17 protein-coding genes are annotated in these 19,078 nt (G+C 71.8%); 8 read left to right on the forward strand and 9 right to left on the reverse strand.

Annotated elements, in window-relative coordinates; genetic code table 11:
* Positions 1–107: 107 nt before the first annotated feature.
* Positions 108–1,463 (reverse strand): FAD-dependent oxidoreductase, encoded by a 1,356-nt coding sequence (locus AB0A90_RS33080; protein ID WP_357255632.1) that lies wholly within the window; start codon positions 1,461–1,463, stop codon positions 108–110.
* Between the two features lie 127 nt (positions 1,464–1,590).
* On the opposite strand from AB0A90_RS33080, the gene AB0A90_RS33085 reads away from it, so the two are divergent.
* Positions 1,591–2,724: a glutamate--cysteine ligase gene (locus AB0A90_RS33085; protein WP_357255634.1), complete on the forward strand. Its 1,134-nt coding sequence runs from the start codon at positions 1,591–1,593 to the stop codon at positions 2,722–2,724.
* A gap of 10 nt (positions 2,725–2,734) precedes the next feature.
* On the opposite strand, the gene AB0A90_RS33090 is transcribed toward AB0A90_RS33085, so the two are convergent.
* On the reverse strand, positions 2,735–4,519 hold the full coding sequence (locus tag AB0A90_RS33090; RefSeq protein ID WP_357255636.1) for an N-acetylglutaminylglutamine amidotransferase: 1,785 nt from the start codon (positions 4,517–4,519) through the stop codon (positions 2,735–2,737).
* A 90-nt stretch (positions 4,520–4,609) separates the two neighbouring features.
* On the reverse strand, positions 4,610–5,041 hold the full coding sequence (locus tag AB0A90_RS33095) for a MarR family transcriptional regulator (protein WP_357255638.1): 432 nt from the start codon (positions 5,039–5,041) through the stop codon (positions 4,610–4,612).
* A 94-nt stretch (positions 5,042–5,135) separates the two neighbouring features.
* Between AB0A90_RS33095 and AB0A90_RS33100 the strand changes: the two genes are divergently transcribed.
* The 5 genes from AB0A90_RS33100 (at position 5,136) to AB0A90_RS33120 (ending at position 9,732) form a co-directional block, all read left to right on the forward strand.
* Positions 5,136–6,914, forward strand: coding sequence for an ABC transporter ATP-binding protein (locus tag AB0A90_RS33100; RefSeq protein ID WP_357255695.1), 1,779 nt, complete (start codon positions 5,136–5,138; stop codon positions 6,912–6,914).
* Positions 6,915–6,961: 47 nt separating this feature from the next.
* Positions 6,962–7,603 (forward strand): TMEM175 family protein, encoded by a 642-nt coding sequence (locus AB0A90_RS33105; protein WP_357255640.1) that lies wholly within the window; start codon positions 6,962–6,964, stop codon positions 7,601–7,603.
* 183 nt (positions 7,604–7,786) lie between these two features.
* A complete protein-coding gene (locus AB0A90_RS33110; protein ID WP_357255642.1) occupies positions 7,787–8,656 on the forward strand; it encodes a DUF559 domain-containing protein in 870 nt (289 codons plus the stop codon).
* 98 nt (positions 8,657–8,754) lie between these two features.
* On the forward strand, positions 8,755–9,039 hold the full coding sequence (locus tag AB0A90_RS33115; protein WP_357255644.1) for a hypothetical protein: 285 nt from the start codon (positions 8,755–8,757) through the stop codon (positions 9,037–9,039).
* Between the two features lie 123 nt (positions 9,040–9,162).
* A complete protein-coding gene (locus tag AB0A90_RS33120; RefSeq protein WP_357255646.1) occupies positions 9,163–9,732 on the forward strand; it encodes a peroxidase in 570 nt (189 codons plus the stop codon).
* Between the two features lie 241 nt (positions 9,733–9,973).
* On the opposite strand, the gene AB0A90_RS33125 is transcribed toward AB0A90_RS33120, so the two are convergent.
* A complete protein-coding gene (locus tag AB0A90_RS33125) occupies positions 9,974–10,795 on the reverse strand; it encodes a hypothetical protein (RefSeq protein ID WP_357255648.1) in 822 nt (273 codons plus the stop codon).
* 396 nt (positions 10,796–11,191) lie between these two features.
* On the opposite strand from AB0A90_RS33125, the gene AB0A90_RS33130 reads away from it, so the two are divergent.
* Entirely contained in the window at positions 11,192–11,563 is a 372-nt protein-coding gene (locus AB0A90_RS33130) for a ribonuclease domain-containing protein (protein ID WP_357255697.1), read from the forward strand.
* A gap of 60 nt (positions 11,564–11,623) precedes the next feature.
* A complete protein-coding gene (locus tag AB0A90_RS33135; protein WP_357255650.1) occupies positions 11,624–11,971 on the forward strand; it encodes a barstar family protein in 348 nt (115 codons plus the stop codon).
* 102 nt (positions 11,972–12,073) lie between these two features.
* On the opposite strand, the gene AB0A90_RS33140 is transcribed toward AB0A90_RS33135, so the two are convergent.
* The 5 genes from AB0A90_RS33140 to uxaC all read right to left on the reverse strand — a co-directional run bounded on the left by AB0A90_RS33140 (position 12,074) and on the right by uxaC (position 18,774).
* Positions 12,074–13,567, reverse strand: coding sequence for an FAD-binding oxidoreductase (locus tag AB0A90_RS33140; protein WP_357255652.1), 1,494 nt, complete (start codon positions 13,565–13,567; stop codon positions 12,074–12,076).
* 149 nt (positions 13,568–13,716) lie between these two features.
* The gene (locus AB0A90_RS33145; RefSeq protein ID WP_357255654.1) at positions 13,717–14,445 is read right to left on the reverse strand and encodes an HD domain-containing protein; all 729 of its coding nucleotides are present in this window, start codon (positions 14,443–14,445) and stop codon (positions 13,717–13,719) included.
* Between the two features lie 113 nt (positions 14,446–14,558).
* Positions 14,559–16,049, reverse strand: a complete 1,491-nt coding sequence (locus AB0A90_RS33150) for a mannitol dehydrogenase family protein (protein WP_357255656.1) — start codon at positions 16,047–16,049, stop codon at positions 14,559–14,561.
* Positions 16,040–17,344 (reverse strand): enolase C-terminal domain-like protein, encoded by a 1,305-nt coding sequence (locus AB0A90_RS33155; RefSeq protein WP_357255657.1) that lies wholly within the window; start codon positions 17,342–17,344, stop codon positions 16,040–16,042. Before AB0A90_RS33155 ends, AB0A90_RS33150 begins: the two co-directional genes overlap by 10 nt.
* Entirely contained in the window at positions 17,341–18,774 is a 1,434-nt protein-coding gene (gene uxaC / locus AB0A90_RS33160; protein WP_357255660.1) for a glucuronate isomerase, read from the reverse strand. The genes AB0A90_RS33155 and uxaC overlap by 4 nt, the downstream gene beginning before the upstream one ends.
* Between the last annotated feature and the right edge of the window lie 304 nt (positions 18,775–19,078).

The following is a 19,078-nucleotide window of genomic DNA, read 5'->3' on the forward strand; positions in this document are numbered from 1 at the left end:
CCGGTGCGCCCGCGCCGGCCCGGTGGTTGCCGGGTTGGCGCGGGTCGCCACCGTGGGCCGAGCCGGCCCGGTCCCGCCGAGACCGGGCCGGCCTCGGTCGTGCCCGCTCAACCCGCCAGCACCTCCGCCGCCGCCCGCTCACCAGCCCGCACCGCGCCTTCCAGGTAGCCGGTCCAGCGGGTCGCCGTCTCGGTGCCCGCCCAGTGCACCCGCCCCACCGGCGCCCGCAGGTGCGGACCGTACGTCTGCCAGGTGCCCGGCGTGAGCGCGCCGCAGAAGCAGCCCCGGGTCCACTCGTCGGCCGACCAGTCGTACTCGACGAGGTCCACCGGCTCTTCGGCGCGCGGCCCGACCACGCTGGCGAACGCCTCCAGCAGGCACTGCCGACGCCGCGCGGGGGACATGCCCCGCAGCGCGGCGGCCTCCCCGGCGTAGCTGAACCCGGTCAGCACGCCGAGCGGCGAGGTCGGCGTGGAGTTGTCCACCGTCTCGGTGAGCGGGCCGGCGCTGCTGGTGGACACCCCGGACAGCCCGTCGGCACGCCAGAACGGCTCCGCGTAGACCGCGTGCACCTTCAACGCCGAACCCATCGGCATCCGCTGGGTCAGCCCGTCGCGCAGCACGGGCAGCGGCGGGTCGTACCGGATCCGGCCGGCCAGTGCCGGGGGCAGCGCGACCACCACGGCGTCGGCGGCGACGCGGCCGGTGTCGGTCCACGCCGTCACCCCGTCGATGCTCTGTTGGATCGACCGCACCGGGGTGGCAAACGTCAGCGTTCCCGGGGGCAGGGCGGCGGCCATCCGTTCGGCGAGCGCCGGCGGCCCACCCACGATCCGGTCCTGCTGTGCGCCGCCGGCCATCCCCAGCAACGGACCGGTCCCACCGGCGCTGCGCAGGTAGAACAGCAGATGCAACAGGGACAGCTCGTCCGCGCCGGTGGCCAGCAGCCCGCCGGCGAGCAGCCGCCCCAGGTAGTCGGCGGTGTCGTCGTCCCCGGCCGTCGCGCGCAGCCAGCCGCCGAGGTTCGTCCGATCCCACTGCGCGGCCTCCGGCGCCTGCCAGGGCGCGGCCGGGTCCAGGCGGGCGGCGTACCCGTCGAGCAGGCCGAGCACCCGGCCGACGTCCGCCGGTGGCTCGGCCCGGCGCTGGCCGGCCCAGAGCAGGGTGGGCGCGCCGAGGGCCGCCGACGCGAAGGTGGCCAGGCCATGCTCGGCGACCAGCGCGTACATCCGGTCCTGGGTCGGGCCGATCCACTGCGCCCCCAGGTCGAGCTGCGTGACCTCGGGCAGCCAACGGGTCAACACCCGACCGCCCACCCGGTCGCGGGCCTCCAACACCCGCACCTGGGCGCCGGCGCGGCTGAGCGCCAGCGCGGCGGCGAGACCGGAGAAACCGGCGCCGACCACGACCACCCGGATGCCGTCGGTCACGGCGCTCTGCTTACCCGCAACCGCCTGGCCCATGACTCACCGAACCTCCTCCGAACGGCATCAACTACGGCATCCCCGCACACTGCTCTCCTGAGCGCGCGTTTGTCACCGGGGTGGCCCGGGAAACCGAGGCGCCGGCCGCAGCAGTGGGGGAGGTGTCATGGCATACCGTTCGGCGACCGCCGGCATCGTGCCCGACCTGTCCACCCTCACGCTGGGCGTCGAGGAGGAGTTCCTGCTGCTCGACCCGGACAGCGGGCGCAATCTGCCGGTGGCCGACCAGGTGCTGGCCGCGCTGCGTGGACCGGCCCGGGACCAGAGCCGGCAGGAGTTCCGGCACAGCATGGTGGAGATGGTCACCCCGGTCTGCGCCGACCTCGGCGAGCTGCGCGCGCACCTGGTGGCGCTGCGCCACTCCGCCGCCGAGGCCGCCACGGCGGCCGGGGCGCGGCTCGTGGCGATCGGCGCCACGCCGGTGGCCGAGCCGCACCGGACGGTCCCCGACGAGCCGCGCTACCACGCGATGTCGCGCCGGTACGGGCCGGTGGCGCACGACCCGGCGGTGTGCGGCTGCCACATCCACGTCGGGCTGCCCGACCGGGAGTTGGCCGTGCAGGTCTGCAATCACCTGCGGGCGTGGCTGCCGGTGGTGCAGGCGATCACGACGAACTCGCCGTTGCAGGACGGCCACGACACCGGGCACGCCAGTTGGCGGTCGATGCAACTGGAGCGGTGGCCCAGCATCGGCCCGACGCCGTACTTCGACTCGGTGGCCGACTACGACCGGACCGTCGACGAGCTGATCGCCGCCGGCATCATGCTCGACGCCGCGATGGTCTACTGGTACGCCCGACCGTCGTCGGCCTACCCGACGGTCGAGATCCGGGTGGGCGACGTGTGCACCGAGGTGGACGACGCGGTGCTGGTCGCCGCCCTGGTCCGCTCACTTGTCGCCACCCTCGCCGACGATGTCCGTGCCGGGGTGACCGCGCCGCCCATCCGTGACTGTCTGGTGGCCGCCGCGCACTGGCGGGCCGCCCACGACGGCCTCGACGGCGAGCTGATCGACCTGCGCGCCGGCGGCACCCGGCCAGCCTGGGCGCTCGTCGACGAGTTGATGGCGGTGATCGCGCCGGCCCTGTTGCGCCACGGCGACCTGGGGTACGTGTTGGCACAGCTGGCCCGGCTGCGCCGCGACGGCACCGGCGCCGCCCGGCAGCGGCGGGTGCTGGAGCGTACCGGTGAGGTGCGCGCCGTCCTCGACGACCTGGCCGCCCGCACCACGGCCTGGTGATCGGCGGCGCTCAGCGGATGTCGTGGGTCTGGAGCCACAGCTCCAGCAGTCCGAGCTGCCACAGCTTGTTGCTGCCGGCCGCCGCCTCGGCCCGGTCCGGCTCGGCGAGCAGGCGTGCCACGTACTCCGGGCGGAACAGTCCCCGCTCGCGCGCGGCCGGCGCCTGCAACGCCTCGGCGACCATCTCGCGCACCGGGCCGTCCACGTTGCGTAGTGCCGGCACCGGGAAGTAGCCCTTGGGACGGTCGATCACCTCGGCGGGCAGCACCTCCCGGGCGACCTCCTTGAGCACGCCCTTGCCGCTCTGGGCGGCCTTGTGCTGCGGGGGGCAGTGCGCGGCGAGGGTGACCAGGTCCTGGTCGAGGAACGGCGTGCGCACCTCCAGGCCCCACGCCATGCTCATGCTGTCCACCCGCTTGACCGGGTCGTCGGGCAGCATCAGGTGGGTGTCCAGGCGCAGCACGGCGTCCAGCGCGGTCTGCGCCCCGGGCGCGGCGAGGTGTTCGGTGAGCAGCTCCCGGCTGGCGTCGTGCTCCAGCGCGTACGCCGGGCCGACGATGGTGCGCAGCTCGTCGTGGTCGCGGTCGAAGAACGCGGCCGCGAACGTCTCGGCGGCACTGTGTCGGGGTGCCTCGGTGAGGGGCTGGTGGTAGCCGTAGCCGGCGAACACCTCGTCGGCGCCCTGCCCGGACTGCGCCACCTTCACATGCCGCGCCACCTGCTCGGACAGCAGGTGGAAGGCGACCACGTCGTGACTGCCCATCGGCTCGGTCATCGCCAGCACGGCACGCCGGACCGCGGGCACCAGGTCGTCGTCGGCCAGCCGGATCCGGTGGTGGTCGGTGTCGTACGCGCGGGCCACCAGGTCGGAGTAGTGGAACTCGTCGCCGGACTCGCCGTCGCGGCTGTCGAAGCCGATGCTGAACGTGCGCAGGTGCTGCTGGCCGGCCTCGGCGAGCAGCGCCACGATGAGGCTGGAGTCCAGCCCACCGGAGAGCAGCACACCGACCGGCACGTCGGCGACCAGCCGTCGGCGTACCGCTGTGCGCAGCGCGTCCCCGACGGCGGCCCGCCAGTCGGCGGCGTCCATCCCCGCGTCGGCGGGCTCCCGCACGTAGTCGGGCCGCCAGTACACCTCCTCGCGGCTGCGGCCGTCCGCCTCGATCACCCGCAGGGTGGCCGGTGGCAGCTTGCGCACACCGCGCAGCACGGTGCGCGGCGCGGGAACGATGGAGTGCCAGGACAGGTAGTGGTGCAGCGCCACCGGGTCGATGCCGGTGTCGACGTCGCCGGCCCGCAGCAGCGCGGGCAGGGTGGAGGCGAACCGGAGCCGCCCAGGTGTCTCGGCGAGGTAGAGCGGTTTGATGCCGAGCCGGTCGCGGGCCAGGACCAGCCGTCGCCGCACCCGGTCGACCAGCCCGATCGCGAACATGCCGACCAGGTGGTCGACGAAGCGTTCACCCCAGTGCGCGTACGCGACCAGGATCACCTCGGTGTCGCTTGTGGATTCGAAGGCGTACCCGGCGTTCTGCAACTCCTCGCGCAGCTCCGGGTAGTTGTAGATACAGCCGTTGAAGACCAGCGCCAGGCCCAGGTCGTCGCGGACCATCGGCTGTCCGCCCGCGTCGGACAGGTCGATGATGGTCAGCCGGCGGTGCCCGAGGGTCACCCAGCCGTCGGCGAGCAGGCCCTCGTCGTCGGGGCCGCGTGAGCGCATCGCCTCGGTCATCCGGGTGACCGCCGCCGCGTCGGGCGACCGGCCGTCGAAGCGCGCCTCCCCGCTGATCCCGCACATCAGCCGGGCCTCCCGTCACCGTCGCCCCGGCCCTTGCTGGCCGGTCCCGCCGACCAGACGGGGGCCGCTGGCTACCCGGGCGGGCGGTCGTTATGCGCGCAGCGTGCGCAGGATGCGGGCCAACTCGGCGCGGTCGGTGTCGTTGAGGTGGCCGAAGAAGCGATCGGCCTCGGCGCGGCGGGCGGTGCGGATGGCGGTGCCGAGGCGCTTGCCCTCCTCGGTGAGCGCGACCAGGGTCGCCCGCCGGTCGGCCGGGTCGGGTCGGCGTTCGACCAGCCCCCGGGTCTGCAGGTCGTCGACGACCTCGGTTGCCGAGCGGGCCGCGATGCGCAGGTGCTCGGCGAGCGTGCCGGGGCGTACCTCACCGTGGCGGCCCAGCACACCGAGGGCTCGGGACTGGCTGGGGGTGATGTCCCAGGGGGCCAACGACTCCCGCGTCTGCCGTCGCAAACGGGACGCCACGGCCCAGAACGTCTCGGCCAGGCTGTCGTCGTCGCCAGTCCCGGTGGTGTCCTCGGTCACCGGAATACCGTAGCAGCCAATGCGGTTGCTACCTCATGTTGAGGTAACCTCAGCATATCCGACGGAAAGGCAGTGCCCCTTGGAACCCACCCCCATGGGCCGCGACCGCGGCCGCCGCACCCTCAGCGCCGAAGAGAAGACGCAGGCCCGCCAGGTGTCACTACGCCGCATCGGCCGCCTGTTCACTCCCCACCGGCCCGCCCTGGCAGTGGTCACCGTGATCATCGTGCTCTCCTCGATCATCGCGATGGCTACTCCCTTCCTCCTGCGTACCGTGATCGACCGCGCCCTGCCGCAGGGTGACGTGACCCTGCTGGTCTGGCTGGTCCTCGGCATGGTCGCCGTCGCGGCCGTGACCTCCGCCCTCGGCGTCGTGCAGACCTGGATCTCCACCCAGGTCGGGCAGCGGGTGATGCACCGGCTGCGCACCGACGTCTTCAGCCACCTCCAGCGCCAGTCGCTGGGCTTCTTCACCCGCACGCGCACCGGCGAGGTGCAGTCGCGGATCACCAACGACATCGGCGGCATGCAGTCGGTCGTCACCTCGACCGCCACCGCCGTCGCGGCCAACCTCACCACGGTGGTCGCCACCGCCGTGGCCATGGTCGCGCTCTCCTGGCAGCTCTCCCTCGTCTCGCTCGTGGTGCTGCCGCCGGCGATCTGGCTGACTCGCCGCGTCGCTCGGATGCGCCGCGAGATCACCGCCCAGCGGCAACGCGAACTCGCCGACCTCAACGTCACGGTCGAGGAGGGCCTGTCGATCAGCGGCGTGCAGCTCGCCAAGACCCTCGGCACCGGCCCCGCGCTGATCGACAGGTTCACCGCCTCCTCGGAGCGACTCGTCGACCTGGAACTGCGCAGCGAGCTGGCCGGCCGCTGGCGGATGGCCTCGATGAGCATCATCTTCGCCGCCGTACCGGCGGTCATCTACCTCGCCGCCGGACTGCCGGGCACCGCCGGCACGCTGAGCATCGGCACCCTCGTCGCGTTCACCGCCCTGCAGGGCGGCCTGTTCCGACCGCTGATGGGCCTGCTCAACGTGGGCGTCTCGCTCACCGCGTCACTGGCGCTCTTCGCCCGGATCTTCGAGTACCTCGACCTGCCGGTCGACGTGGCCGACCCCGCCGAGCCGGTCCGCCTCGACCCCGCCCGGGTACGCGGACACCTGCGCCTGGAGGACGTCACCTTCGGCTACCCGGGCAGCGACACCGCCGCCCTCGCCGGGATCACCCTGGACGTGCCCGCCGGCACCAGCCTCGCCCTGGTCGGCGAGACCGGCTCCGGCAAGAGCACCCTCGCCGGCCTGGTCAGCCGCCTGCACGACCCGACCGCCGGCCGGCTCACCGTCGACGGCGTCGACCTGCGCGACCTGCGCCTGGCCGACCTGGCCGCGATCGTCGGCGTGGTCAGCCAGGAGACGTACCTGCTGCACACCACCGTCCGGGAGAACCTGCGCTACGCCCGACCGGAGGCCACCGACACCGAGATCGAGGACGCCGCCCGCGCCGCCCAGATCCACGACCTGATCGCCGGGCTGCCCGACGGGTACGACACCATGGTCGGCTCCCGCGGCCACCGGTTCTCCGGCGGTGAGAAGCAGCGGCTCGCCATCGCCCGTACGCTGCTGCGCGACCCGCGCATCCTGGTCCTCGACGAGGCCACCAGCGCGCTGGACACCGAGACCGAGCGGGCCGTGCAGCGGGCGTTCGACGTGCTCGCCGAGGGGCGTACCACGATCACCATCGCCCACCGGCTGTCCACAGTGCGCGACGCCGACCAGATCGCGGTGCTCGACCACGGCCGGATCGTGGAGGCCGGCACCCACGACAGCCTGCTGAACCGCAACGGCCGCTACGCCACCCTGGCCGCCTGAGCCGGTTCCCAGCCACGGGCCAAAACGGCATATAGCATGATTGGTGCATGAACGCCCAGAAGGATACGCCGCCACTGACCCGTCAACCGGGTCGGCTGGTGTCCTTCAGTGACGGTGTCTTCGCCATCGCCGTGACGCTGCTCGTGCTGGAGATCCAACCGCCGCGAGACTTCGGGCACCTCCTGCGGGGCCTCGGGGCGCTCTGGTCGTCGTACCTGGCCTACGCGCTGAGCTTCCTGCTCATCGGGCAGGTGTGGGTCAACCACCACGTCATGTACGACCGCGTCCGACACGTCAACCGGGGAATCCTGTTCCTCAACACGTTGCTCCTGATGGTCATCGCGTTCCTGCCGTTCTCCACCTCGCTCCTCGCCGGGGCGCTCCGTGCGGAGCAGGGACTGCGCACCGCGGTCCTCGTCTACGGCAGCACACTGTGGATGGCGGCGGCCCTGTTCAACGTCATCTGGTTCTACCTCCGCCGCGCCAAACTGCTCGACCCCACCCTCGGCGCGTTCGGCGTCCGGGCCATCGGTCGCCGATTCGCGCTCGCGCTGCTCTGGATCGGCTCCGGCATCCTCGTCGGCGGGTTCGTGCCGATCGCGGGCGTTGCCATCATCGCCGGCTTCCTCCCCGCCTACTACCTACCGATCCGTGGCGAGTACGGCGAGACCAATCAGGTGGCGAGATGACAGCCTCAGCAAAGGCACCCCGTTCTCCCAGTTGCACACGCGTCCCCCTGATCGTTGGCAGCTGAGCGACTCGACACGCTGGTACCCGCCCTGCTGGGCAGCCAACGATCAGTACGGCTAACAGACGTCGAGCTGGGCGGGGCGTTGTCCACAGGCGGTTGGGTTTCCACAGGGCAGCCGCGGGTGTGGTTGCCGAAGGTCGGGGTGGTGCTGCCCGAGGTCTTCGCGGCGGCTTACCTGCTCGACAATCGACCCGGCACCCCTGCCGTCAGTCGGCTCGGCCCGGCCCTGGGTCATCGAGCGGCTCTCGCCTGGGCAGACGGCTGCGGCGCGCTCAGTCACCTCAGCGCGCTCGATCTGTGGGGGTTGCGCCCGTCGGCGCCCGGTGAACCGGTGCACCTCAGCACACCGGCGAGCGCCAGCCTGCGCACCCGACCCGGACTTGTCGTACATCGACGCTGCGGCCTGAGCATGGGACCACCGCACGTCGTCGTCCGGCGGGACCTGCCGGTCATGCGTATCGAGCGGGCACTTGTCGACTCCTGGCCGATGCTGCCACCCGCCGAGCGGCGGGCGCCGGTGATCCGAGCGGTGAACAACTGGCTGACCACACCCCAACGGCTCACAGCGGCCCTGGACACCGTGCCGAAGCTCGTCGGGCGGGCGGTGCTCCGAACACTGCTGACCAAGCTCGCCGACGGCTGCCGCAGCCCGCTGGAGATCTGGGGACACGAGCACGTCTTCACCGGCCCCGGCATGCCGGCGTTCCGCCGGCAGGTGCCGGTGAGCGTCGGGCGGACGATCTACCTCGACATGTTCGCCGAGCGGGAACGGGTCAACCTCGAACTCGACGGTGCGACCAGCCACGGCGACCCGCGTCAGCGGGAGATCGACCTGCGCCGGGATGCGCTGCTCGCAACCATCGGAATCGTGGTGGTCCGGTTCGCCCACCGTCGACTGGTACACGAGATCGACGAGGTGCGCCGGGAGACGATGGCCATCCCTACGAGGTCGATCTGTTGGTTGCCGCCCCCGCGGCCTCTACCTCATTGAGATCAAGAGCCTGAACGGCCGGCTTCGGCGCGGACGTCGCCGAGGAGAGGTCGCGGGCGGCGATCAAGCTGGGGCAGTACGTCGAGCAGGCGTGGCAGATGACCGCGCCGGCCCTGCGCGTCTCGCTCTCGTCCGCCGACGGGCCGGTGCTCCTGCACGACGCGGCGGTGCTGGTGCCATACCGGGCGATGGAGCGGCTGCACGAGCTGGTCGATGCGGCGCGCGGCGGGGCGGGAGACGTGTGGCTGTTCTGCCCGATGGAGGATCCGGCGTTGCTGCCCAAGTTGGACGGCGCGGTGGTGCGGGTGGGAGACAACGAGTGGATCGCCTTGCCGGATGCCTGGGTCGTCAACGCCCACCGCAGCGCAGCGGCAGCCGTCTGACCGGTTGCCCCGGTCGACTGGGTTGACGGGAGGCCACGTAGCGGCCCCCGTGCACGGCCGATTTCCCGACAGCGTCCGCAGTCCCGACCGCGTACCGTCCGCGTTAACCACGGGGGGAGTCGGATGAGTCTTCTGCAGCAGGCAGAGCAGTCGCCGGACACCGAGCGGATGTTCGACACGGACACGAAGGCGATGGGCTACCTGCCCAACTACACCAGGTTGTTCGCGCACAGCCCGGCGGCGTACCTGGCATGGCAGCAGCTCAACGGTGCGGTGAAGGCAGAGATGGAGCTGCGCCGCTATGAGTTGGTGACCCTCGCCGCGGCTCGGGCCCTGAGATCCTCCTACTGCGGCCTGGCACACGGAAAGGTCCTACGCGACAAGTTCTTCGACGCGCCGACCGTCGCCGCCATCGCGTCGGACCACGGCAGCGCCGGTCTCTCCCCGCAGGAGGTCGCAGTCGTCAACTTCGCCGGAAAGGTCGCGGCAGACGCGAACTCCGTCACCGAGGCCGACGTCGTGGGTCTGCGCAGTCACGGTCTCGATGACACGGAGATCTTCCGCGTGATCCTCGCCGTCGGCGCCAGATGCTTCTTCAGCACCGTCCTCAGTGCTTCCGCGGCTGAGCCCGATCCGCAGTACAACGACAGCCTGGACGTGGGTCTGCGGCAGGCGCTGAGCTTCGGCGGTTAGACCCAGAGAGAACGCGCAGATCGTTTCGGCCACGTCCATCAGAAGTCCGACACCATCAGTCGATGCAGGCGGCGCGTACGCCGGTCTATGGCGCGCCGAGATTCAACGCCAAGAATCGGCGGAAGTCCCTCGACCTCGCCCGTCTGCACCTTGCCAATCACCTGTGGGTAGCGGACCCGCGCCCGGGAGATCGGGGGTATTTCCTCACTCGTGCTCTTTCTCCGGGGGCGGAGGGCCGCTGCTAGGGCTCGGTGGGGCGGCTCTGTTGCGGCGGGATCGGGGGCGCGCTCATCGAGTCTGTCGGGTGCTCGGAGTGGCGGCGGAGGAGTTCGGTGATCCAGCGGGCGGCATCCCTCTGCGCGGTGAGCATGTGGTCGCGGGCGTCGGCGATGTCCTGGTCTTCGGCGTGGTCGCTCAGGAGCGTCGCCCACTGGCGGCTCACCTCCTCGGCGTACCGGGCTTTGCGGAGCTGCTCGTCGAACTGGTACTCCAGCTCCACCAGCCGGTCGACGTGCGGCTGGAGCGCCGGCATGATGCGCTCGTCGAGCCGGACGGCGGCGTCGGGGCGGCAGGTGATGACGATGTCACCCCGCTGGTAGTGCCACTGGGGATCCTCGGCGAGCGCCTCTTGCAACGCCAACTCCAGGTCCCCGGCCCGGTGCGGCGGGAGGTCCCGGGCGGCGTCGGAGGCGAGCCGGGTCAGCCGCTGGATGGCGTTGGGCTGGAAGTACTGCACGTACCAGCTCAGCACCTCGGCCCGCATGCTCGCCGGTGACGACCAGGCGAAGGTGGCGCGGATGTAGAACGAGTACACGTACCCGCGGGCCGGGACCGCGATCAGCCGGGGCACGTCGCGTTGTTCGACGAGCGGGCCGGACGGCGCGGGTGCGGCGCCAGATCCGACGGGCGCCTCGTCCTGGAGCGCCGCGACCAGTCGATCCCAGCTTCGTGCCCACCACCGCCAACCGCGGACACTCGCGTCGCGGGCGATGGTCAGCCCTCGAACGCCCCGGTGCCGCCACTGGTCCGCCGGCCTTGGCCTCCCGTCCGGGGCGTCCGTCATGGCACCCCTCCACGGTCACGGTTCCGCGTTTCACGCTAACAACCGGTGACGGATTTGCCCGTCGCCACGCCGTCGCATACCGGTGCGAACCGGACCGTCCCGCTGGCACGCCACGCGTCACTGCCGGGCTTTCGACCTCGGTGGCCGGCACCGTCGGGAAGCGCCGTGGGTGCCGCGGGGAGAGGATCATCCGGCGTTCACCGAGCATTGTGGAGCAGTTGAGGTGCCCAGGGGTGTTACCGCCGGACGGTAGCGGCGAGACTGGACCCGATCCGACAATCATGTGGATCGATGGACTGGATGGTCTGGAGGCAGCCTGTGTCCACCCCCGTGTCCCCGCTGGCCACGCTCGGCGCGATCCGCCGGCGTACCACCACACTCACCCTGCTCCTCGCCATGGTCGCCGCCGCGCTGGTCGGTCCGTCCGTGGTCACCCCCCGGTTGACCGACTCCGCCTCGGCGGCGGTCTACAGCTCCTGCACCATCAGCCGCTGCGCGGACGCCCGCACCGCCCGCTCCGGCTGGTCCGCCAAGGGTTTTCCGACCAGCCGTGGCTGGTATTCCTGGAGCGGTGGCACCTCCAACTTCGCCGGCGGCCGGTTCTACAACTACGAGGGTCAACTGCCCACCAACGCCACCTACCACGAGTACGACGTCTACCCCCGCACTCAGGGCGCCGCGCGGGACGCGTACCGGATCGTGGTGAACCGCAGCACCGGGGTCACCTGGTTCTCGCCGAACCACTACAGCGACTTCTACCGGCTCTGACAGCCCCCGGTGCCGGCCGGTCCGACCCGGCCGGCACCGGTGAGACGAGGGAGGTACGTGATGGTCGCTCCGGACGACGACCGGTGGTTGACCGTGTGCCGGGACGGGTGCCCGGAGGTGCGCGGCGCGTCGGTGCTGGCCGGCGCGACGACCCGGACCAGGCCCGCGCTCTTCGCCGCGTTGGCCGACGCGCTGACCCTGCCCGCTCACCTGGGTGGCACCTGGGACGCCCTCGCCGACGTGCTTCGGGACCGGCTGGACGCCGGTCCGCTCACCCTGCTGATCGACGACGCCGGTGAGTTGCTCGCCGACGAGCCGGCTGGTCAGTACGTCCTGCTGCTCGCCGTGTTGGGCGACCTGGCCACCACCGCCCCGCACCCGCTGCGCGTCGTCCTGCGTCATGCCTAGTCCCCTTGACCGGTGGGAACTCGCATCCCGACGTGGGGCTGGGCGCGGTTGGAAGCGGCCGGCGGCGCGGGTGGGGGTCACCCTCGCCGCCGGCCGTCCAGGTCAGTGGGTCGCGGGCGGGATGCTCTGCTCGTACTGGAAGACGTTGTGCGGGTCGTACTTTGCCTTGATCTTGCGCAGCCGCGGGAAGTTGCGACCCCAGTAGGCCTCCTCCCACTCCGCCATGCCGATGTTCGGCACGTTGACGTAGGCGCCGTCCACGTAGGGCCGCATCGCCAGGCTGAACTCGGCGATCCAGGCCTGGGCGATCGGGGTGACGGCGTCGTCGCTGTCCGGCTCGCCGCGAGTGCCCCAGCCCGCGCCGGGCTCGGAGTAGAAGAGCGCGTCGCGGTGCGGGAACGCCGCGCCGCCGAAGGGCTCCTGTCGTTGGGCTCCCCGGCCGAAGGCCTGGGCGAAGAAGTTGCTGTCCGGCGACGGGGCCTTCTCCATGAACCGGCGGACGATGCTGATCGCCTCCGCCGGGAAGAACTCCCTGGTGAACTGCGAGTAGAACTTCCACTTCGCCGGATCTTCGTCGGTCGGGATCTGGAACCCGGCGTACGTCTCGGCCCAGCCGCCGATTCGCACGACGACCTCGGGGTTGCCGATCGAGAGGAGCGGCTCGAGCAGTCTTCTCGCCTCGGTCTCCGACCCCTCGGCGAGCACCGCGAACAGCAGGATCTCGTCCGGGTGGACCTCGACCTGGGTGCCGAGACGAGGGTCGGCGAACGGTCCGGTGTGCTGCCAGGTGTCGAAGACGTCGTGCAGGTTGTCGAGGCCCGGCCAGGTCACCTGCAGGTAGGCGACGCTCTCCAGCGGAGCCACCTGGTAGGTCAGGGACGTGACGATTCCGAAGTTGCCGTTTCCGGCGCCGCGCAGCGCCCAGAGCAGGTCCGCGTGGTTCCACGGGTCCACGTGGAGCACCTTCGCGCCGTCGGCCCCCGCCGCGACGACGATCTCCACGCCGATCAGGTTGTCGCAGGCCATGCCGATGTAGCGGGTGAGGAAACCGAGACCGCCCCCGAGGGTCGCACCGGACAGGCCGACGGTCCCCTCGCCTCCGGTCGTCGCCGCGAGGTCGTACTCCCCGAGTGCGGCGACCGCCTCGGACTGGGTGAGCCCCGCGCCGAGCTTCGCCGTGCGGCTGGCGGTGTTGATGTCGACGTCCTTCAGCTCACTGACGTCGATCACGATGCCGTTGTCGACGTTCGACCAGCCTTCCAGGCTGTGCCGGCCGCTGCGCACCCGCAGCGCGACGTCGTGCTGCCGGGCCCAGGTGAGGGCGTTGACGACGTCCTGGGTCTCCTGGGCGAAGACGATCACCAGCGGGTAGCGCACGAACAACTCGTCCCAGCCGAGGCTCGCCTCCGCGTAGTTGGGGCTCTGGGGACGGACGATCCGGCCGGTCAACGTGGCGGGCGGGAACTTCTCCCCGCCAAAGGACGGGCCGTCCGCCGCCGCCAACGCCGAACTGCCGGCAATCACTCCGGGGATGGCGACCGCTCCGGCGCCGACGGCCGTCGCCTTGAGCAGGTCGCGACGAGAAAGGTCGCGCATGGTCCGAGTCCTCTCGATCGGGGTTACGCCAGAACTTCGATCGAGAGGACTTTTGCCTCTCAACTGACGCAAAACCACCGTAATGCCGCAGGCGGCGGTAAAGATCCGAGAAGTTGTCACAGAACCCGGTCGGGTGAGGAAGCGGCAGCTCAGTTGGGGCGCGCGGGCTGGTCCAGGATGGCGCTGAACCGCTCCTCGGCGAGGTCGAGCTGGCCGAAGATGTGCCTCTTCACCACCGCCGACAACGGTGTGTCCGGCCGGCCGATCAGGTCCCGGAAGAGCGGCACCAGCGGCCGGTACTTCCGGGCCGACGACACGACCTTCGGCCCGACCGTGTGGATCACCCCGACGCCGTTGTCGGTGAAGTCCGACACCTTGATCACCCGGGCCCAGGGCTCGCGGTCCAGGCTGACCGCCAGGTGCTCCCGGTACTGCGTGTTGCGGTCCCGCTCGGGGTCGTACACCGGGTTGGTGACGGCGGCGACGAGCGTCGCGACGCGCGTCCCGAACCGCGCGGCGAGCGCGGCCAGCGCGGCCGCGGTCGGGTCGGCGCCCGCGTCGCCGCCGGCCAGCTCGACCGGATGGTCCTCGACCGCGTCGTGCAGCAGACCGGCGACGATCACGTCCACGTCGCGCACCTGGTAGTGGTGCATCAACCGGATCGCCACCCGCAGCAGGTGGTTGAGGTACGGCTCCCGGACGCGCCGGTCGTCGCGGTGCAACTCGGCGGCGAGGTCGAGCGCGGCGGTCAACCGCTCGCGGGCGGCGTCGTCGAACTGCTGGACCTCCAACCGGAAGCGCTCCAGCAGGCCCGGTTCGCCGTGGATCTCGGTGATCGCGTGCATCGGCATGCTGCCCAGGTGCGGCGGGAAGTCCATGCGTCACTTATAGCCGATCTTCCCCACGTCGATGAGCCCGTACGTCGCCGACCCGACCCGACATCTCGCGACAACGCCACGGCCGGTTGGCGCGCGCTCGCCGACCGGCCACCTCACCGGGCGCCGGCCAGGGTCGCCTCGACACCGTGGCGTCCCAGCGCGGTCAGCCAGGCGATCACCTCGGCGCGGACCTCGTCGTCGTCGGCCACCTCCGCTGGCAAGATCTCGCGGAGCGCGAAGACGGCGTCCACCGCGCCGGCCGGGGTGTGCGCGCCGGCGTCCAGGGCGGCCCGGATCGGCCCGGCCAGCGGGTCCTGCAACGGCAACGGTCGGCCGTCGTCGGCGTACCCCAGCGCGAAGCGCAACCAGGACGCCACGACCAGCGCGCTCCAGCGCGCGGACCGGCCGGCCGCGCGCAGGTCGGCGATGGTGTGCAGGACCCGTTGCGGCAGCTTCTGCGAGCCGTCCACCGCGACCTGGAGGGTGCGGTGGTGGATCGCCGGGTTACCGAACCGGGCGAGGACCTGCTCGCCGTAGTCGACCACCCGGACGCCGTCCGGTGGGGTGAGGCTGGCCGCGACGTCCTCGGCGATCAGCCGGCGCAGCACGTCGGCCAGGTGCGGGATCTCCAGCGCGTCGGCGATGGTTTCCCGCCCGGCCAGCGCACCCAGGTACGCGATGGCCGAGTGCACACCGTTGAGGGTGCGCAGCTTCAGCCGCTCCCACGAGCCGGCGTCGTCGGTGAGGACCGCGCCGGCCTGCTCCCAGCCCGGCCGACCGCCGGGGAAGTCGTCCTCGATCACCCACTGCGCGTACGGCTCGGCGGCGACCGCGGCCAGGTCGGTCACGCCGAGCGCCCGGCGGGCCGCCTCGATCGTCTCCGGCGTGCTGGCCGGCACGATCCGGTCCACCATGGTGCCCGGGCAGGTGACGTTGCCGGCCACCCACTCGACCAGCCCGGCGGGCACCTGAGCGGCTCGGCCGACCGTCTGGTCGAGCATGCCGCGCAGGCGTCGGCCGTTGGCCGGCAGGTTGTCGCAGCTGACCAGGGCCACCGGTCCGGCGTCCGCGGCGGCCCGCGCGGCCAGCCCGCGCAGCAGCAACCCCGGCACGGTGGTCGGCGGTCGGCCGCCGGCCAGGTCGGCGGCGAGCGCCGCGTCCGGGGACAGTTGGCCGGTCACCGGGTCGAGCTGGTACGCCTTCTCGGTGACGGTCAGCGTCACCACCCGCACCGCCGGGTCGGCGAGCAGCGCGACCACCGCCTGCGGGTCGCGGGGAGCGTGGAGTACGCCGCTGAGAGCGCCCACCACCCGGGTGCCGCTGCCCGCGGCGGAGAGGGTGCTGACACTGAACAGGTTGTCCTGCGCGGCGAGCGCCTCGACCACGGCGGTGCTGCGCGGAGCGACGGCCACGATGCCCCAGTCACCGCCGGCCGCGCCGACCGCCGCCTCGGTGAAGACGGCCTGGTGCGCCCGGTGGAACGCGCCCACACCCAGGTGGACGACGCCGGTCGGGACCGTGCCCGGCCGAATCAGCGGGCGGGCCTCGGCGGGCAGTCGGCGCAGCACGCCCAGGCCGAGTCGGGCGCCGACGGTCATCGCCATTCCGGGCCGTCCGGGAAGCGGAACTCGGCGATCGACGCCGGCTTCATGGTGGCGCTGTAACCGGGCCGCTCGGGCAGCAGATAGCGGCCACCGCGGGTGCGGACCGGGTCGACGAAGTGCTCGTGCAGGTGGTCGACGTACTCGATCATCCGCCCCTCCAGGCCGGTGCCCACCCGCAGGTAGTCGAAGATCGCCAGGTGTTGGACGTACTCGCAGAGGCCGACCCCACCGGCGTGCGGGCAGACCGGCACCCCGAACTTCGCCGCCAGCAGCAACTCGGCGAGGACCTCGTCGACGCCGCCGACCCGGCAGGCGTCGACCTGCATCACGCCGATCGCCTCCGCCTGGAGCAACTGCTTGAAGATCACCCGGTTGGCAGCCACCTCGCCGGTGGCGACCCGGCACCGGCCACCGGTCAGCTCGGTGACCGCGCGGGCGATCCGGGCGTGGCCGAGGATGTCGTCGGCGTGGGTCGGCTCCTCGATCCAGTACGGATCCACCTCCGCGAGGGTGGCCATCGCGGTGATCGCCTCGTCCACGTCCCAGACCTGGTTGGCGTCCATCATCAGCAGCGCGTCCGGGCCGATCTCCTCCCGGATGATCCGGGCCCGCCGCAGGTCGTCGGCGAGCGGGCCGCCGACCTTCATCTTCATCGCCCGCCAGCCGTCGGCGTACGCCTGCCGGGTCAGCGCCCGCACCTTGTCGTCCGCGTAGCCGAGCCAGCCGACCGAGGTGGTGTACGACGCGAAGCCGTCGCGTTCGAGGGTGGCCAACCGGTCGGCCAGCCCGTCGCGTCCTTCGTCCAGGATGGCGGCCGCCTCGTCCGGGGTGAGCGCGTCGGTGATGTGCTTGAAGTCGACGCTGGCCACGAGGTCGTCGGTGGGCAGCTCGGCGAGGAACCGCCACATCGGCTTGCCGGCGAGGGTGGCCCGCAGGTCCCACACCGCGTTGACAAGCGCGCCGGTCGCCATGTGGATGACGCCCTTCTCGGGACCGAGCCACCGCAGTTGCACGTCGGCGCTGAGCGAGCGCCAGAACGCGACCGGCTCGGCCGTGATCTCCTCGATGGTGCGGCCCTGGACGTGGTGGGCAAGGGCGCGGACCGCCGCGCAGGTGATCTCGTTGCCCCGGCCGTTGGTGAAGGTGAACCCCGCGCCGGTCGGGCCGGCGTCGGTGCCCAACTCCACGTACGTCGCGGAGTAGTCGCCCCGGTTGACCGCGTCGGAGCCGTCGCCCCGCGCGGCGGTCGGGAACCGCACGTCGTGCACCTCGACGGAGGTGATGGTGATGCTCACCGCTCCACCTTTCCGAAGTTGAAGACCCGCTTGGGCAGCCGGTACGCCAGGTCGACGATGGTCTCGGCGGCCTCGTCCATCGGCAGCCGGTGCTCGGCGACCAGCCGGGCCAGGAAGCCGGCGTCCACCCGACGGGCCACGTCGTGACGGACCGGGATGGAGCAGAACGCCCGGGTGTCGTCGACGAACCCGGTGGTGTTGTAGAAGCCGGCGGTCTCGGTGACCGTCTCCCGGAACCGGCGCAGCACCTCGGGGGAGTCCAGGAACCACCAGGGCGCGCCGAGCAGCACCGCGGCGTACCCGCCCGCGAGGGGCGCCAACTCGCGGGTGAAGGTGTCCTCGTCGAGGGTGTAGAGCACCAGCCGCAGCCGCGGGTCGTTGCCGTAGCGCTCCAGCAGCGGGGCGAGCGCGTGCACGTACTCGGTGGCCTGCGGGATGTCGCCGCCCACGTCACGACCGTGCCGGGCGTGCAGCCACCTGTTGTGGTTGCGCACCGCGCCGGGGTGCAGCTGCATGACCAGGCCATCGTCGAGCGACATCCGGGCGAACTCCATCAGCATGTGCGCCCGGAACGCCTCCGCGTTGGCGGCGTTCGCCTCGCCGCGCCGGCCCCGGTCGTAGAGCCGCTCGGCCTCGGTCGGCGTCAGGTTCAGGGTGCGCGCGGTGGGATGGCCGTGGTCGGTGGAAGTCGCCCCGGCGGCGATGAACGCGGCCCGTCGGGTCCGCAGGGCGGCCAGGTAGCCGGCGTACGTGCCGGTGTCCTCGCCGGCCCGCTCGCCGAGCCGGTCCACGTTCGTCGCCCAGCCGTCGTACTCCATGTCCACCACGTCGTCCGGGCGGAAGGTGGTGACCACCCGGCCGCCCGGCCCGCCCCAGCCGTCGGCGGCGAGTGTGGCGTGCTGGCTCAGGTCGTCAAGTGGCGACTCGGTGGTGGCGAGGACCTCGATGCCGAACCGCTCGAACAGCGCCCGGGGCCGGAAGTCCGGCTCGGCGAGCCGGGCCGCGATCTCGTCGTAGATCTCGTCGGCGGTGGCCGGGCCGAACGCGGTGTGCACCCCGAACACGGTGCGGAAGGTCTGCTCCAACCAGAGCCGCGACGGGGTGCCCCGGAACAGGTGCCAGTGTGCGGCGAAGCGCCGCCAGATCACCCGCCCGTCGGTCTCCACCGGGCTGCCGTCGCGGGTGGGCACACCCAGGTCGGACGGGGGGACGCCCTGACTGAGCAGCATCCTCGTCAGGTAGTGGTCGGGCACGATGAGCAACCGCGCCGGGTCCGGGAAGGGCCGATCCTCGGCGAGCAGGGCCGGGTCGACGTGCCCGTGCGGCGAGATGATGGGCTGCTCCGCCGCCAGGACGTACAGCTCCCGGGCCAGCGCGCGTTGGCCCGGTTCGGGCGGCAGGAGCAGGTCGGTGTGGTCGAACGTCGGCACGGGGAGGGGCTCCTCGTCTCCTGGTCAGCGGGAGTGAGCAGGTCGGCGACCTGGACCGGTTGGCGTGGTCGAACGCGACGGGTCACCCGGCCGCCGGCTCTCGGTGACCTGCGGTCGCCTCCCGGTGATCCTGCAAAGGTTTGCAATGAAGTAATCACGATCAATGCGACTGCGTCAACCGACGGCGATCACCGATTTCGTACGGCCGCGGATCACGGATCGGCGTGTCCGTGCTGCGCAACCCCCGCGACTATCGACAATTGACAATGCTGCAACCGTTTGCATTAATGGCCACACCCACGGC

This window comes from Micromonospora sp. NPDC049204 (assembly GCF_040647935.1).
Taxonomy (GTDB): domain Bacteria; phylum Actinomycetota; class Actinomycetes; order Mycobacteriales; family Micromonosporaceae; genus Micromonospora.

Excerpts from the sequence above, each read along its gene's own strand:
- AB0A90_RS33120 (WP_357255646.1), top strand. The coding sequence starts at position 9,163 with ATGAGTCTTCTGCAGCAGGCAGAGCAGTCGCCGGACACCGAGCGGATG.
- AB0A90_RS33125 (WP_357255648.1), bottom strand. The coding sequence starts at position 10,795 with ATGACGGACGCCCCGGACGGGAGGCCAAGGCCGGCGGACCAGTGGCGG.
- AB0A90_RS33100 (WP_357255695.1), top strand. The coding sequence starts at position 5,136 with ATGGGCCGCGACCGCGGCCGCCGCACCCTCAGCGCCGAAGAGAAGACG.
- AB0A90_RS33145 (WP_357255654.1), bottom strand. The coding sequence starts at position 14,445 with ATGGACTTCCCGCCGCACCTGGGCAGCATGCCGATGCACGCGATCACC.
- AB0A90_RS33135 (WP_357255650.1), top strand. The coding sequence starts at position 11,624 with ATGGTCGCTCCGGACGACGACCGGTGGTTGACCGTGTGCCGGGACGGG.
- AB0A90_RS33140 (WP_357255652.1), bottom strand. The coding sequence starts at position 13,567 with ATGCGCGACCTTTCTCGTCGCGACCTGCTCAAGGCGACGGCCGTCGGC.
- AB0A90_RS33130 (WP_357255697.1), top strand. The coding sequence starts at position 11,192 with ATGGTCGCCGCCGCGCTGGTCGGTCCGTCCGTGGTCACCCCCCGGTTG.
- AB0A90_RS33080 (WP_357255632.1), bottom strand. The coding sequence starts at position 1,463 with ATGGGCCAGGCGGTTGCGGGTAAGCAGAGCGCCGTGACCGACGGCATC.
- AB0A90_RS33090 (WP_357255636.1), bottom strand. The coding sequence starts at position 4,519 with ATGTGCGGGATCAGCGGGGAGGCGCGCTTCGACGGCCGGTCGCCCGAC.
- AB0A90_RS33085 (WP_357255634.1), top strand. The coding sequence starts at position 1,591 with ATGGCATACCGTTCGGCGACCGCCGGCATCGTGCCCGACCTGTCCACC.
- AB0A90_RS33105 (WP_357255640.1), top strand. The coding sequence starts at position 6,962 with ATGAACGCCCAGAAGGATACGCCGCCACTGACCCGTCAACCGGGTCGG.
- AB0A90_RS33115 (WP_357255644.1), top strand. The coding sequence starts at position 8,755 with ATGACCGCGCCGGCCCTGCGCGTCTCGCTCTCGTCCGCCGACGGGCCG.
- AB0A90_RS33150 (WP_357255656.1), bottom strand. The coding sequence starts at position 16,049 with ATGGCGATGACCGTCGGCGCCCGACTCGGCCTGGGCGTGCTGCGCCGA.